Origin of the sequence: Vibrio mytili, from assembly GCF_049563345.1 — a bacterium.
Classification (GTDB): Bacteria; Pseudomonadota; Gammaproteobacteria; order Enterobacterales; family Vibrionaceae; genus Vibrio; species Vibrio mytili.
The window spans coordinates 56758-70772 of sequence record NZ_CP110481.1; the positions used below are offsets into that span (position 1 = coordinate 56758).

The 14015-nt window shown below is 45.8% G+C and carries 15 protein-coding genes; 9 read left to right on the forward strand and 6 right to left on the reverse strand.

Annotated features, from left to right (window positions below; translation table 11 throughout):
* Positions 1-75: 75 nt before the first annotated feature.
* Both gorA and ONE56_RS00260 read right to left on the reverse strand, forming a co-directional pair.
* Positions 76-1431 carry a glutathione-disulfide reductase gene (gene gorA, locus ONE56_RS00255; protein WP_005379157.1) on the reverse strand — a complete coding sequence of 452 codons (1356 nt, stop codon included), beginning with the start codon at positions 1429-1431 and terminating at the stop codon, positions 76-78.
* Positions 1432-1689: 258 nt separating this feature from the next.
* Positions 1690-2529 (reverse strand): 23S rRNA (adenine(2030)-N(6))-methyltransferase RlmJ, encoded by an 840-nt coding sequence (locus ONE56_RS00260; protein WP_423840036.1) that lies wholly within the window; start codon positions 2527-2529, stop codon positions 1690-1692.
* 434 nt (positions 2530-2963) lie between these two features.
* On the opposite strand from ONE56_RS00260, the gene prlC reads away from it, so the two are divergent.
* Positions 2964-5006 (forward strand): oligopeptidase A, encoded by a 2043-nt coding sequence (gene prlC, locus ONE56_RS00265; protein WP_423840037.1) that lies wholly within the window; start codon positions 2964-2966, stop codon positions 5004-5006.
* A 59-nt stretch (positions 5007-5065) separates the two neighbouring features.
* Here prlC and asnC read toward each other — a convergent pair whose 3' ends face one another.
* Positions 5066-5530: a transcriptional regulator AsnC gene (gene asnC / locus ONE56_RS00270; protein WP_041155716.1), complete on the reverse strand. Its 465-nt coding sequence runs from the start codon at positions 5528-5530 to the stop codon at positions 5066-5068.
* Between the two features lie 123 nt (positions 5531-5653).
* Here asnC and ONE56_RS00275 point away from each other — a divergent pair, with 123 nt between their 5' ends.
* Both ONE56_RS00275 and ONE56_RS00280 read left to right on the forward strand, forming a co-directional pair.
* Positions 5654-6433, forward strand: a complete 780-nt coding sequence (locus ONE56_RS00275) for a class I SAM-dependent methyltransferase (protein ID WP_423840038.1) — start codon at positions 5654-5656, stop codon at positions 6431-6433.
* Positions 6434-6616: 183 nt separating this feature from the next.
* Positions 6617-7186: a hypothetical protein gene (locus ONE56_RS00280; protein WP_423840040.1), complete on the forward strand. Its 570-nt coding sequence runs from the start codon at positions 6617-6619 to the stop codon at positions 7184-7186.
* A 64-nt stretch (positions 7187-7250) separates the two neighbouring features.
* Here the strand turns inward: ONE56_RS00280 and ONE56_RS00285 are convergent, their stop codons facing one another.
* Entirely contained in the window at positions 7251-8129 is an 879-nt protein-coding gene (locus ONE56_RS00285) for a carboxylate/amino acid/amine transporter (protein ID WP_331437296.1), read from the reverse strand.
* A 64-nt stretch (positions 8130-8193) separates the two neighbouring features.
* Entirely contained in the window at positions 8194-8619 is a 426-nt protein-coding gene (gene uspA, locus ONE56_RS00290) for a universal stress protein UspA (RefSeq protein ID WP_041155719.1), read from the reverse strand.
* Positions 8620-8795: 176 nt separating this feature from the next.
* Here uspA and ftnA point away from each other — a divergent pair, with 176 nt between their 5' ends.
* The 3 genes from ftnA (at position 8796) to ONE56_RS00305 (ending at position 11089) form a co-directional block, all read left to right on the forward strand.
* The gene (gene ftnA, locus ONE56_RS00295) at positions 8796-9323 is read left to right on the forward strand and encodes a non-heme ferritin (RefSeq protein WP_331437295.1); all 528 of its coding nucleotides are present in this window, start codon (positions 8796-8798) and stop codon (positions 9321-9323) included.
* 92 nt (positions 9324-9415) lie between these two features.
* Positions 9416-9739, forward strand: coding sequence for a universal stress protein UspB (uspB, locus tag ONE56_RS00300; RefSeq protein WP_041155720.1), 324 nt, complete (start codon positions 9416-9418; stop codon positions 9737-9739).
* Positions 9740-9895: 156 nt separating this feature from the next.
* Entirely contained in the window at positions 9896-11089 is a 1194-nt protein-coding gene (locus tag ONE56_RS00305) for an NAD(P)/FAD-dependent oxidoreductase (protein WP_041155721.1), read from the forward strand.
* 74 nt (positions 11090-11163) lie between these two features.
* On the opposite strand, the gene ONE56_RS00310 is transcribed toward ONE56_RS00305, so the two are convergent.
* Positions 11164-12507 (reverse strand): sigma-54 interaction domain-containing protein, encoded by a 1344-nt coding sequence (locus tag ONE56_RS00310; protein ID WP_423840041.1) that lies wholly within the window; start codon positions 12505-12507, stop codon positions 11164-11166.
* Between the two features lie 430 nt (positions 12508-12937).
* Between ONE56_RS00310 and ONE56_RS00315 the strand changes: the two genes are divergently transcribed.
* Genes ONE56_RS00315 through ONE56_RS00325 form a run of 3 tightly spaced genes read left to right on the forward strand, consistent with a single transcriptional unit; the run spans position 12938 to position 13929 of the window.
* Positions 12938-13489: a BON domain-containing protein gene (locus ONE56_RS00315; protein ID WP_331437294.1), complete on the forward strand. Its 552-nt coding sequence runs from the start codon at positions 12938-12940 to the stop codon at positions 13487-13489.
* A gap of 51 nt (positions 13490-13540) precedes the next feature.
* Positions 13541-13717 carry a DUF1328 family protein gene (locus tag ONE56_RS00320; protein WP_041155724.1) on the forward strand — a complete coding sequence of 59 codons (177 nt, stop codon included), beginning with the start codon at positions 13541-13543 and terminating at the stop codon, positions 13715-13717.
* A gap of 14 nt (positions 13718-13731) precedes the next feature.
* Positions 13732-13929: a hypothetical protein gene (locus tag ONE56_RS00325; protein ID WP_041155725.1), complete on the forward strand. Its 198-nt coding sequence runs from the start codon at positions 13732-13734 to the stop codon at positions 13927-13929.
* The last annotated feature ends 86 nt before the right edge of the window (positions 13930-14015 follow it).

Genomic DNA, 14015 nt, shown 5'->3' on the forward strand with positions numbered 1-14015 from the left:
TGATGTAAAAAAGGGTCATCAATTGCATTGATGACCCTTTGTATATGTGGCTTGAGGGTTATTAGCGCGTTGCGCTTATCTCATGGTCACGAACTCTTCTGAGCCCGTTGGGTGGATAGCCACAACAGAGTCGAAGTCTGCTTTGGTTGCGCCCATCTTCATTGCAACTCCGAAACCTTGGATCATTTCATCCACGGTGAAACCGATGCCGTGTAGACCAACCACCGTTTCTTCTTCGCCAGCACAGACTAGCTTCATCTTACATGGTTGACGGTGCTTGGTAACGGCGGTGTACATCGCAGTGAAGCCAGATGTGTAGACTTTGATGTTGTCTTTGCCGTACTTCTCTTCCGCTTCTTGCGTTGTAAGACCGATAGTGCCGATTGGTGGGTGGCTAAATACCACGGTTGGTACCAAATCGTAGTCCATCTTCGCGTTTGGTTTATTGTTGAACAAACGCTCAGAAAGTTGACGACCTGCTTTCACTGCTACTGGCGTTAGCTCGATACCGCCTTCCATGATGTCACCTACACAGTAGATGCCTTTCACGTTGGTTTCTTGGTATTCGTCTACCTTGATGTAGCCTTTCTCGTTTGTTGCCACACCTGTTGACGCTAGGTTGATTGCGTCGGTTGCTGGATGACGACCGATGGCCCAAATCAGTTGGTCAACGTTTTGGCTCTCACCGTTTTCTAGGTGCAGAGTTAGGCTGCCATCGGCTTCTTTTACCACTTCTTTTGGTACAGAATGGGTGTGCAGTTTTGGACCTTCTGCGTCCATCACTTCAACCAGCGTATCGATGATCATCGGGTCGAAGCTACGTAGTGGTGACTCTTTACGCACGAACAGGTGTGTTTCTGTACCTAGTGCGTGCAGTACGCCGGCGATTTCAACCGCGATGTAGCCTGCGCCCACAACCGCAACGCGTTTTGGTTGCTCTGCTAGGTCGAAGAAGCCATTTGAGTCGATGCCGTATTCAGCGCCTGGAATGTTTGGAATAGTAGGACGACCACCAACTGCGATCAGGATGTGATCCGCAGTATAATGTTCGCCATTTACTTCCACTGTTTTTTCGTCAACAAACTTAGCAAAACCTTTAATGACGTTTACTTTGTTGTTGCCAAGAACGCGATCGTAAGATTGGTGAATACGACCAATGTACGCCTGACGGCTCTCAACCAGTTTGCTCCAGTCGAAACCTTTCACGTCGACATCAAAACCGTAATCTTCTGCGTACAGGTTCATTGCTTCTGCGATTTGCGCGCCATGCCACATCACTTTCTTCGGTACACAACCCACGTTTACACAGGTGCCACCGAGATCTTGAGCTTCGATTAGCGCAACTTTCGCGCCGTACATCGCCGCACGGTTTGCAGATGCGATGCCGCCACTGCCGCCACCGATACAGATATAGTCAAAATGAGTCGCCATTACTTTCTCCAAGAGCTTATAAATTTTATCTGGTAAATAGATAGATTGGGATGACCTTGCCCGAACTCAATGCCATCCTTATCCCACTATCATAAATCGAATGTAACGAATTCCTAAATGGGAAAAAGTGATCTTGCTTATGACAAATAGCGATGAGAGGCACAAAAAGAACAATCAGCGCGATCAGATGGCGGGGTTGAGAGCATACAAAAGCGCAACGAGAATGTCGTTGCGCTGGTGGACTGTGGTGCCAAAGTATTACTCTGGCACAATCCAGTCCACTTTCCAGTGACCAGTTGCTGGCGCGATGGCCTCTTGTAGGAATGGCAGAATCTCTTTCATCTGGCTTTCCAGTTTCCACGGTGGGTTAATCACAATCATGCCGGAGGCGGTCATACCGCGTTCATCACTGTCAGGTGCCACACCAAGCTCAATTTGCAGGATTTTGCGAATTCCTAACGCCTCTAGCCCTTCGATCATATCTTCAATGTCGCGGCGGTTTACAACCGGATACCAAATCGCGTAAATGCCCGTTGCCCATCGCTTATGGCTCTGATAAATCGCTCTCACCACATCGCGGTACTCTTTCGCGAGTTCGTACGGCGGATCAATCAGCACCAAACCACGACGCTCTTTTGGTGGCAAGCTGGCTTTCAGACGTTGGAAACCGTCTTCTTTGTAGATACTCACTTGGCGATCACGATGGAATTCTTGCTCCAATAGCGGGTGATCGGCGGGGTGCAGTTCGGTTAAGACCATGCGGTCTTGCTCGCGAATTTGTGCACGCGCTACGCGAGGTGACCCTGGGTAATAGCGAAGCTTTTCACCATTATTCAGTGCCTTGATCGATTCTATGTAGCTTTGAATGTCTTCGGGAAGGTTTGGGTTATCCCAAATTCGCGCGATGCCTTGTTTGTATTCGCCGGTTTTTTCAGACCACTCGTGCGTGAGATCGTAGCGGCCGACACCCGAGTGGGTATCGTGATAAACGAACGGCTTGTCTTTTTGTTTCAGCGCGTCAAGGATGAGGCTTTGAACGATGTGTTTGACCACGTCAGCATGGTTGCCTGCGTGGAAGCTGTGGCGATAACTTAACAAATTAAACTCTCGAAACACTCTTTGTCTGAGTGTGGTCTGTGATTTCAGATACAATAATCGGTGTGCTTGGCGGTATTATACCCAACATCGTGGCAGATGCAGAATCTGACTTTGCTCTGATGCCAGTGTTTATGCTCTGAATCGTGCAACTTGATGTCATTTGGGGAGCGGGCACTATTGAAATACCGTTAGTTCACCCATACTTAAGTAATCGTAATACAATTGAACTAGATGAAATTATCGTGTTCAAACTGAGTGCGAAACATCTACAAATAACAGACTCAAGGACAGAGTTGCTTTGATTAACCCTCTGGTCATCACAGCGTAGAAAAGGGAACGGAGATCCCCTACATCCATGTTGTTGGCTTCCCTGTGCATTGAGTTAGCCTGCCTTGGTAGGTCATCACAGAGTCATAACACAAAAGGAATTATTCATGTCTAATCCACTTCTGACGTTTACGGATTTGCCTCCGTTTTCTCAAATTCAACCTGAACACATTCACCCAGCGGTAGAGCAAGCGATTAGCGATTGTCGCGCAAAAATTGATGAAGTTTTAAAAGACAATGCCAATCCAAGCTGGGAAAACGTCATCGCACCAATTGAAGAGGCGGATGATCGTCTTGGTCGTATTTGGTCACCAATCAGTCATATGAATTCGGTGGTGAACAGCGAAGCGCTCCGAGAGGCCTATGAAGGTTGTTTACCTGCGCTCTCTGAATACAGCACGTGGGTGGGGCAACATAAAGGGTTGTATGAAGCCTATAAAGCAATTAAAGCCAGCGATGAGTTTGCAACACTGACCCGCGCACAGCAAAAAACCATCACTGATGCACTGCGTGACTTTGAATTGTCTGGCATTGGTTTGCCGTCTGACGAGCAACACCGCTACGGTGAGATCAGCAAGCGTATGTCAGAGCTTGGTTCTAAGTTCTCTAATAACGTACTCGATGCGACGATGGGATGGACCAAGCACATTACCGATGAAAAAGAGTTGGCGGGTATGCCAGAATCGGCATTGGCAGCCGCCAAAGCTGCGGCTGAAGCGAAAGAATTGGATGGTTATCTCATCACTTTGGATATCCCGTCATATTTACCTGTCATGACTTATTGTGATAACCAAGAACTGCGTAAAGAAGTGTACGAAGCTTACGTGACTCGCGCGTCAGATCGTGGTCCAAACGCAGGCAAATGGGACAACAGTGAAATCATCACTGAGCAGCTAAAACTGCGCCATGAAATTGCACGCATGCTCGGCTTCAATACTTTTAGTGAAAAGTCATTGGCAACTAAAATGGCAGAAACGCCAGATCAAGTGTTGGGCTTCCTCAATGACCTTGCGACCCGCGCTAAACCTCAAGGTGAACGCGAAGTTGAAGAACTGCGTCAGTTTACTAAGAGCGAATTCGGCGTTGAAGAACTGAACGTATGGGACATCGCGTATTACAGCGAAAAGCAGAAACAACATCTGTTCCAAATTTCCGATGAAGAACTGCGTCCTTACTTCCCTGAATCCAAAGTGGTGAGTGGGTTGTTTGAGGTATTAAACCGTGTGTTCGGTATGAGTGTCAAAGAACGTTCTGGTATTGACACATGGCATGAGTCGGTTCGCTTCTTCGATATCTTTGATGCTGAAGGCGCGCTGCGTGGTAGCTTCTACCTCGATCTTTACGCACGTGAACACAAACGTGGCGGTGCGTGGATGGATGACTGTCGTGGCCGTCGCATTACGCTATCTGGCGAACTGCAAACCCCAGTGGCTTACCTGACTTGTAACTTCAACCGACCAGTGGGTGACAAGCCTGCGCTGTTTACCCACGATGAAGTCGTGACCTTGTTCCACGAGTTTGGCCACGGCATTCACCATATGTTGACTCAAGTCGATACGGGAGCTGTATCTGGCATTAACGGTGTACCGTGGGATGCGGTTGAGCTGCCAAGTCAGTTCCTAGAAAACTGGTGTTGGGAAGAAGAGGCATTGGCCTTCATCTCGGGTCACTATGAAACGGGCGAACCGTTACCAAAAGCGATGCTCGACAAAATGTTAGCCGCGAAGAACTTCCAATCGGCAATGGGTATTCTGCGCCAGCTTGAATTCGGTTTGTTCGATTTCACCTTGCACACGGAATACGATCCTGATGTAGGTGCTCAAGTGCTGGAAACGTTAGCGAAAGTGAAGCAAAAAGTGGCGGTTGTACCTGCGGTAGAGTGGGCGCGTTTCTCACACAGTTTTGCACACATTTTTGCTGGCGGTTACAGCGCTGGTTACTACAGCTACTTGTGGGCAGAGCTGCTCTCTTCAGATGCGTACTCACGCTTTGAAGAAGAAGGTATCTTTAACCAAGAAACGGGACGGAGCTTCCTTAACAACATCCTAGAAATGGGTGGCAGTGAAGAGCCGATGGAGTTGTTTAAACGCTTCCGTGGCCGTGAACCACAAATTGATGCCCTGTTGCGCCATTCAGGTATCGCCGCTTAAGCGCGAAGATAAACACAGAGGCCAACCATACGGTTGGCCTTTTTAATACCTGGGCCGAATTATGGATTCACGTTACGGTTGATGGGGTTTTGCAGAGAGATCAAGGTCTCAGTGGACTGGACTTCATCAATGGCTTGCAGCTTATCGATCAAAACAAACTGTAATTCTTCAATTGATCGACACATGAGTTTGACGAAAATGTTGTATGCCCCGGTGGTGTAATAAGCTTCAACGACCTCGTCGAGTGCATTGAGCTTTTCGAGTGCAGAGTGGTAATCACGAGCGGCATTGAGATTGATACCAATAAAACAGCACACGTCGTAGCCCAGCTTTTTGGTATTCACGATCACCTCGGTACCCTCAATGATCTCGGCTGACTTCATTTTTTCGATACGCACGTGAATAGTGGCAGGGCTAACATCGAACTGCTTGGCCATTTCTGCGTACGGTGTTCTCGCATCTGCCATTAGGGTTTTCAAAATTGCGCGATCGAGATCATCGAGTTTCGGTAAGCTCGCATTCATACGATTCGTTCCATAGGGTTTAGGACAGTGGGTTCATTTTAGCCCGCTTCGCAGTTACTGCAACAAAACCCGTTGTAAGGTAAACTCAGCACCAGTAAGTACGATTTTTATTGGAGCCCTCTTTTGCTACTGCAATTGATTTGTGAAGACCCGTCTCAACAAGCACACCTTGATGAGCTTGCTGCTCGTTGGAAACTGACTCATAGCGAAGACAGTGAGTTTGCTTTGGTACTGACTGCTGAACGTTTAGAGCTACGTAAAGTTGATGAGCCTAAGCTGGGTGCGATTTTCGTCGACTTGATCGGCGGTGCGGTCGGTCACCGTCGTAAATTCGGTGGTGGAAAGGGTCAAGCCATCGCAAAAGCCGCTGGCTTGAATAAAGGGGCAACGCCCACGATACTTGATGGTACTGCGGGCTTAGGCCGAGATGCGTTTGTGCTGGCCTCTCTGGGGTGTAACGTGCAAATGGTAGAGCGTCATCCCGTCGTTGCCGCTTTACTGGATGATGGCTTAGCACGAGCAAAACAAGATCCTGAAATTGGAGTTTGGGTCTCGGAACGAATGTCATTGCTTCATGCTTCCAGCCATGATGCGTTGGAGAAACTGGCGCAAGACAACGATTTTGTCAGGCCCGATGTGGTCTATCTTGACCCCATGTACCCACATCCGGAAAACAAAAAGAAATCGGCATTAGTCAAAAAAGAGATGAGAGTATTCCAATCACTGGTTGGCGCGGATTTGGATGCCGATGAACTCTTACAACCTGCCATGACATTGGCAACAAAACGTGTTGTTGTTAAGCGTCCAGATTATGCCAATTGGCTGCACGATAAAAAGCCAAGTATGGCAATCGAAACCAAAAAAAATCGCTTTGATGTGTACGTCAAAGCTTCAATGGCATAACTTTCTGACACGATTCATTTTCTTGTTCACAGCGTGGTTTATCGCGCTGTGACGACACCTTTCTTTTCATCTTTCCCTGAACAGTTTTTTCTTGCCTAATTAGCGGGCTGACTGTATATCTAAGTAAGAATTATTATTATTTCATAGTCAGTGAAGTAATCATTAGCTTGCTGGAGTCTGTATATGGCGAAACGCTTATGTAAAATGAATCGTAAACAGATCGCGACCAACCTTGGTGATATTCATCGTTTGGTGGTGGCGCCAAAGTTTGTTTGTCGCTCGTGTGCGCGCTCTTCCGCCTCTAAAGATACTTTGTGTAAGCCTGCGGCTATTCCACCGCAAGCTTGCCAAGACAAGTCACTTAACGAGCAGCAAGAGTGCGGGCTGTTGGCTGAAGCGTTGCCGACACCTCCATCTCTGGTTACAACCAAGCCTGCAGTTGAGAAAGCGGCGATTGTTCAGCGCGTCGTGGAAAAAGTAAAAGAGAAAAAACAGGCGGAAAAACGAACCTCTTCAGCCAGTCTTTCAGTCTCTGAACGATTTGATTTCACAGATAAGAAATCATTGAAAAAAGCTAAAAAGGCACTGAAAAAACAGTACAAGCAGCAGAAGAAGCTACTCAAATTAGCGAAGAAGCAGCAAAAGTTGCTCAAGCGTCAACGTAAGTTAGAAGTGCGCAATGCGAAGCTCGAAGTGCTGCTCCCAATGCCCAGCCCTGTGATAAACGAGCCCCCTCACGGCAAGGTACACTGAGTATGGTCAGATATAGATAAAAACGCTCTCCATTGGGAGAGCGTTTTTTTGAATTGAGTTTGTCTTACTTGTTGGCGTAACTCATCTCAGCCCGCTTTTTGACCCAAGTTTCGTTGACCCAAAGAGAAAAGATGATAATGGCACCACCAATCGCCAAGCGAGTGATGTCGACATCTCGATTCCAAATCACGATATTGACAATCAAGCCCGCTGGAACCAGCGCGTTATTCATGACTGCAAGTGCGCCTGCATTGACTAAGGTCGCGCCTTTATTCCAGGCGAAGTAACCAAAGCCTGACGCGATTAAACCAAGGTAAGTGAGAATACCCCATTGTGTTGCGGTGGTTGGTAGCTTGTCGAGGTTACCCATCAGTGCAAATGCCACGGTGGCAACGCACAGTGCACCGAGGTAAAAGTACCCAAAGACGGTATGCTGAGGGAGATCAATAGGTTCACTTTCCATAATGTATTTGTATCCCACCTGACCGATAGCAAAGCACAAGTTCGCTCCCTGTACGACGAGAAAACCCATTAAAAAGTTTTCGTTCACACCGGAAAATTTAATCCATGCGGCGCCGACGACAGCAATGAGTGCTGTCAATAAATACCACGGTGAAAAACGCCCTTTGAGTAAGTCATAGATCAGTGTGACGTAGATTGGGGTAAATACGGTGAAGAGCAGCACTTCTGGTACAGAAAGGAGTAAAAAAGACTGGTAGTAGAAGCAGTACATTAATCCAAGCTGGAAACCGCCCACGATCATCAGTTTTGCGATCAACGATTTACTTACGCCACGGAATTTTAAAAACGGAATAAACACGAGACTGGCGAGCGCCACACGCATCCAAACCGAAAACCAAGAATCAACCTGACCAGCGAGATAAACGCCGATCAGGCTAAATGAGAATGCCCAAAGTAGGGTGACTGCGGATAGATAAGCCATGGATGAGAATCTTTATCAACAACAAATGTGCTCGCAGTCTAACCAAGTTTTACCGCCGCGCCAATCAGTCTTTTAGCGGTACGACCAGCATATCGACTGGAGAGCAGTTGATCAGCTGTCGAGTGGAGGAAAGAATCTTGCTCCAGAAGTCTTGGTGGTGACCACACACAACCAAGTCAATCTTGTAATCTTTAATGGTGTCGCACAGTTCATTGCTTAAGTCACCGCTACCAACCAGCGTATGAGTGATAGGGTATTCAGCGTATTCTGTAAAATTCGCTAATTGTGTGCGTGACGCTTCCATTGCTTGGTGTTGCGCTTCCGCCATATTGATGTCAATCAGACCTGTGTAGAGTTCTGCGTAGTTCACATCGATGTGAATGAAAGAGACTTTCGCATCCAGAGGTTTTGCCAGTGACACGGCCTTCTTAATTAATACTTTACTGTCGTCTGACAGATCGACGGCCACAAGTATGTGTTTGTAACTCATATTGCTATCTCCTTGGTAAGGTCATAGTTTCAGATTAGCACTAACCCTTAATAAATTTTGCTAAAGTGATCTCATATCATTATATGTGAGTACATATGTTTATTATCAGTTCACGGTCTTATGTGACTAATCATGTTATAGTTATATGAATCGCATGCATATATTTAGGAGTTAACATGTTGTCTCAAACTATGGTCGAGCAATTGAATGAGCAAATTAACCTAGAATTTTTCTCATCCAATCTATACTTACAGATGAGTGCTTGGTGTGAAGACAAAGGTTTTGAGGGTGCGGCTGAGTTTCTACGCGGCCATGCGGCTGAAGAAATGGAGCACATGCAGCGTCTATTTACCTACGTAAGTGAAACGGGTGCATTGCCAATCTTAGGCGCAATTGATGCTCCAAAACACGATTTCGCAAGCCTTGGTGATGTCTTCCGTGAAACATACGAACATGAGCAGATGATTACGGAAAAAATCAATAAGCTTGCGCACGGTGCGTTTACCAGCCAAGACTACTCAACGTTTAACTTCCTACAGTGGTACGTGGCCGAGCAGCACGAAGAAGAGAAGTTGTTTAAAGGGATTTTAGATAAGATCGAATTAGTTGGTGAAGATGGAAAGGCACTGTTCTTCATCGATAAAGATCTGGCACAAATGGCGAAAGAAGGTTCATCTTCAATTTTGGATGCTCCAGCTGTATAAGGCGCTTACTAGCGTGAACTACAGCGGTTAAAAGACGCAGTACATGTTCGTCTTTTTCTCTTGAGCATTTTTGAAGATGTAGGGAGGAAAAGATGATCAGTGTAGACACAATCTTATTTGCGCTAATGGTAGTAACAGGGGTCAACATGATCCGTTACCTTACCGCTCTTCGTTCTCTGATTTACATCATGCGTGAGGCGCATCCGCTGCTGTACCAACAGGTGGACGGTAATGGCTTTTTTACCACCCACGGCAACGTGACGAAGCAGGTGCGTTTATTTCACTATATCAAGAGTAAAGAGTACCACCACCATCACGATGAAGTGTTTACGGGCAAGTGTGAAAGAGTGCGAGAATTGTTTGTCCTTTCCACAAGCTTACTCGGCGTAACTCTGCTCGCGGCATTTATTCTGTAAGTTTTATGTCTTGATAAGGGAAGCCTTGAGAGGGCGCTTGGAATTTAAGCGCTTTTCCCGAGATAGATTTCTCGGTAGAATATTGGCCAACAAAGCAAGGATGTGCACTCAGCACATCCTTTTTTATTTTGTATTTTGGATATCTGAGCGTTACCGATGAGCAAGAAATTTGATGTTGTAGTGATTGGCGCGGGTGCTGCGGGGTTAATGTGTGCGGCAGAAGCAGGCAAGCGAGGTCGACGTGTATTGGTGCTCGATCATGCCAAAAAACCTGGGCGAAAAATCCTTATCTCAGGCGGTGGTCGTTGTAACTTCACCAATTACGACGTCTCAGCGAATAACTATTTATGTCAAAATCCACACTTCGTTAAGTCGGCGCTCTCTCAGTACACTAACTGGGATTTTATCGCGATGGTCAGCAAGCACGGTATTGAGTTTGAAGAGCGTGATCATGGCCAGTTATTTTGTGTTGACGCCTTTACTGCCAAAGATATCGTCAAAATGCTGCTAGCAGAATGCGACATGCCAAATATTGAGCAGCGCTACCAATGTGATGTCCACTCGATTGAGAAAGTTGAAGAAGGCTTTCGCCTGCTTTCGGGTACGGAACAGGTCGAGTGCGAGACTCTGGTTATCGCGACGGGTGGTTTATCGATGCCAAAGCTTGGGGCGACGCCATTTGGTTACAAAGTTGCACAGCAGTTTGGTCTTCCTGTTATTCCAACGACGGCGGGTCTTGTGCCATTTACGCTGCATAAAGAAGACAAAGAAGACTTTGCTGAGCTGTCTGGCATCGCGGTACCTGCGGAAATCACCGCGGAAGATGGAACCATGTTCAAAGAGGCCCTGCTGTTCACGCACCGAGGCTTATCAGGCCCTGCTGTTTTACAGATTTCTTCATTCTGGCGAGCAGGTCAGCGGGTATCGATTAACCTAGTTCCAAACGATGATGTTGCCGAACTATTAGAGCGCAGCCGTGAAAAACATCCCAATCAATCGCTTAAGAATACCCTTGCGAAGGTACTACCCAAACGCTTAGTTGAAGTCTTGATAGAGCGTAAAGAGCTGATCGATAAACCGCTCAAACAGTTCAATCAGAAAGAACTTTCCGCAATAGCTGAACGTTTAGAGCATTGGGATATCGCGCCGAATGGGACTGAAGGCTATCGAACGGCAGAAGTGACTCTTGGTGGTGTGGATACCGATCACTTGTCATCGAAAACCATGGAGTGCAAAAACATCAAAGGGTTGTACTTCATTGGTGAAGTCATGGACGTAACGGGTTGGTTAGGCGGCTACAACTTCCAGTGGTGCTGGTCGAGCGGTTTTGTTGCGGGCCAGTGGGTGTAGAGCTGGATATTGATAAATTGATAAAAAGGAGCACGTAATCGAACTTAGTGCTCCTCTTTTTCGTTTTGCACAGGCTACTCGTCTTGATACTTCTCGAGTTTGTTATAGAGCGTTTTAACGCTGATACCTAGCTCCTGAGCGGATTCTGTTTTGTTACCTTGATTTTCTTCTAGCGTGTTGAGAATGGCGGCTTTTTCTAAATCTTCTAGAGATACGCCTGCTGGCACTAGATCTTCGATACTGGTGCCACTTTCGAGGGGTGGGGTATCAAATATCAAGTGTTCATCGCAAATGGTGTCATCGGCTAAAATAAACGCACGCTCAATGGTGTGTTTCAATTCACGCACATTCCCTGGCCAGTCATGCATGGCGATTTTCTGGATCGCAGAATCGAGAATGGTTTTGGTTTTAGATTCATGCGCATTGCGGTGGGCGATAAAATGTTTCGCGAGTCCAACAATATCACTGCCTCGTTCTCGCAATGGTGGGATGGTCAATGGGAAGTGCGATAACCGGAAAAACAGATCCTCACGCAAGAACTGTTCTTCGATAGCGATTTTAGGATCTCTGTTCGTCGCGGCAATGATTCGAGTATTAGCAATATGAACCGTATTGCTGCCGACTGGACGGTACTCACCGGTTTCCAATACACGTAATAACTTCACTTGGTGTTCTATCGGCATTTCGGTGATTTCATCTAAAAATAACGTACCACCTTCTGCCTGTTTAAATACGCCCTGGTGCGTTTTGTTCGCTCCGGTAAATGCGCCCTTTTCATGCCCAAACAATTCACTGTCGACCAACTCAGGGCTGATGGCTCCACAGTTAATCGCGATAAATGGTTGTTGCTTACGATCGCTTGCCAAATGAATAGTTTGCGCCACCAACTCTTTACCTGCACCACTTTCACCAACAACAAGCACGTTAGCTTCTGTTTTCGCTACGCGTCGGATCATGCGATAGAGTTGGTGCATTGGCGATGAAGATCCGACTAAAAGACCAAATTGATCCAAGTCGCTAGTGGAAACTTTAAGCCCTTGGTCCTGCTTGTGCTGATAGTATTGGCTGACTTCGCTTAAGGTATCGGACAATATAGAAATGTTGACCGGCTTTCTATAGTGGAACGCCGCTCCTAAGTTCATGAGCTTATCGAGGTTTTCGTTTGGAGCGCCAGAGCTAATAATGATCAAGTCAGCATCGTAATTATTTTCGATATCGGAAAGGCGCTGGTAATCGGCATGAGTAAAGCGGTCTATTTCAACAATCGCAACTTCCGGTTTGAGGTGAAGATAGTTTTCAATCCAATTGTCTTCGGCATCTGAATCATAAAGACGGAATTTGTTCAGCTCCTCGCAAGAAGTAATGTCATCCTTGAGTATCGGGTCTTGTATTTTTAGAAACAGGCTTGGCAACGACATAGAAATGTCCTCTTTACTATGAGAGAAACAATGTACGTCGATTACTCTACCTGCACAAGAAAAAATACGGTTAAGACTATTTTAGGGCATTATCAGGTATTTATATGTTGAAGACGTTTCCTCTATTTATTAATAAAAGACTGAATGCGTTCTTTATCATTAATTAACGGTTTTCATGCGGTCAAAATTAACTTTTTAATTAGCCTTACTTCGAAAAAACTTTACTTATGTACTGTTTCTTGGTTGCTAGCTTATTTGGGTTGACTACTGATAAAAATTTACACTTCGTCTGTGTAAATAATTCATATCTGTGCCAGTTATCTTCCCTCCGATGTGTGTGTTTTTGGTTTTAGTTCTTTATAAACAGTGTTTTATGAAGTTGGCATGCGCTTTGCTTTATTAAAATACAACGTCATAAAGGAGAGCAACCATGAAAAACATCGCATCTAAAATTGTCCTGACTTCTGTTCTTGCAACGTCATCAACAGCAGTTCTAGCGAATCAACAATGGGAAAAAGAATCCATGGACGCTTGGTTAGATGGTAAAGCGGAAACCACGCTTCTGTTAAATAGCAATCTCAACTCTTTTGATATTAATACCGATGTTGAAAACCAAGTGGTTACTTTGTCTGGTTCGGTAGACAACGAACTTGAAAAATCATTAGCGGAAGAACTTGTTTCTGGTCTTGATGGCGTCAAAGACGTGAAAAATAAATTGTCGGTAGTGAAAGACGATAAAAAAGAAGTTGATTCAGAAGCACTCGCTACTTTGACAGATTCTAAGATTACGACAATAGTCAAAACACGCTTACTTATGGATACCAATGTGAGTGGTACAGATATCGAAGTAACGACCAATAACAAAACAGTGACGTTATCGGGCCATGTGAGTTCAGATGCGGAGCAAGATCTCGCACTATCAATTGCAAATAATACCAATGATGTCAATAAAGTGATTGATAACCTTAAAGTCGTTCAATAATCGCGAGTCGCGTGAACGGACACTTTATCTGGATATCTGGAGGGAAACACTATGGTTCGTTGGATTTTTATTTTTTTAGTCTTGGCACTCGTTTCTGCCGTATTGGGCTTTACCGGTATTGCAGGCGCAGCGGCATCGATCGCTCAAGTGATATTTTACCTATTCTTGCTGTCATTAATTATTTCAATCGTGATGGTGTTGATAGGCAGAAAAAACGTCAGTAAATAGACAGGAGAGTATGTATGCAATTTAAATCATTTATTTATCGTATCGCTGCTGTATTAGGTTTAGCACTCGCCCTGGCTGCCTGTAGTGATGAAGGCCCAATGGAGAAGGCTGGCGAGAAGCTTGACGAAGCAGTAACCGACACTCAAAACGCGGTTGAAGATAGCTGTGAAAAAGTGAAAGAAGACTTAAATGCGGAAGATCAGGATTGTTAGAAGCTCATCGCGCACTTCACAGCCAAACAATAAGAATAGCAAGCAATAAGAATAGATAGCTAAGAGTAGGGCGGTTAAGTGCCGCC

Excerpts from the sequence above, each read along its gene's own strand:
- gorA (WP_005379157.1), bottom strand. The coding sequence starts at position 1,431 with ATGGCGACTCATTTTGACTATATCTGTATCGGTGGCGGCAGTGGCGGC.
- prlC (WP_423840037.1), top strand. The coding sequence starts at position 2,964 with ATGTCTAATCCACTTCTGACGTTTACGGATTTGCCTCCGTTTTCTCAA.
- asnC (WP_041155716.1), bottom strand. The coding sequence starts at position 5,530 with ATGAATGCGAGCTTACCGAAACTCGATGATCTCGATCGCGCAATTTTG.
- ONE56_RS00280 (WP_423840040.1), top strand. The coding sequence starts at position 6,617 with ATGGCGAAACGCTTATGTAAAATGAATCGTAAACAGATCGCGACCAAC.
- ONE56_RS00285 (WP_331437296.1), bottom strand. The coding sequence starts at position 8,129 with ATGGCTTATCTATCCGCAGTCACCCTACTTTGGGCATTCTCATTTAGC.
- uspA (WP_041155719.1), bottom strand. The coding sequence starts at position 8,619 with ATGAGTTACAAACACATACTTGTGGCCGTCGATCTGTCAGACGACAGT.
- ftnA (WP_331437295.1), top strand. The coding sequence starts at position 8,796 with ATGTTGTCTCAAACTATGGTCGAGCAATTGAATGAGCAAATTAACCTA.
- uspB (WP_041155720.1), top strand. The coding sequence starts at position 9,416 with ATGATCAGTGTAGACACAATCTTATTTGCGCTAATGGTAGTAACAGGG.
- ONE56_RS00305 (WP_041155721.1), top strand. The coding sequence starts at position 9,896 with ATGAGCAAGAAATTTGATGTTGTAGTGATTGGCGCGGGTGCTGCGGGG.
- ONE56_RS00310 (WP_423840041.1), bottom strand. The coding sequence starts at position 12,507 with ATGTCGTTGCCAAGCCTGTTTCTAAAAATACAAGACCCGATACTCAAG.
- ONE56_RS00315 (WP_331437294.1), top strand. The coding sequence starts at position 12,938 with ATGAAAAACATCGCATCTAAAATTGTCCTGACTTCTGTTCTTGCAACG.
- ONE56_RS00320 (WP_041155724.1), top strand. The coding sequence starts at position 13,541 with ATGGTTCGTTGGATTTTTATTTTTTTAGTCTTGGCACTCGTTTCTGCC.
- ONE56_RS00325 (WP_041155725.1), top strand. The coding sequence starts at position 13,732 with ATGCAATTTAAATCATTTATTTATCGTATCGCTGCTGTATTAGGTTTA.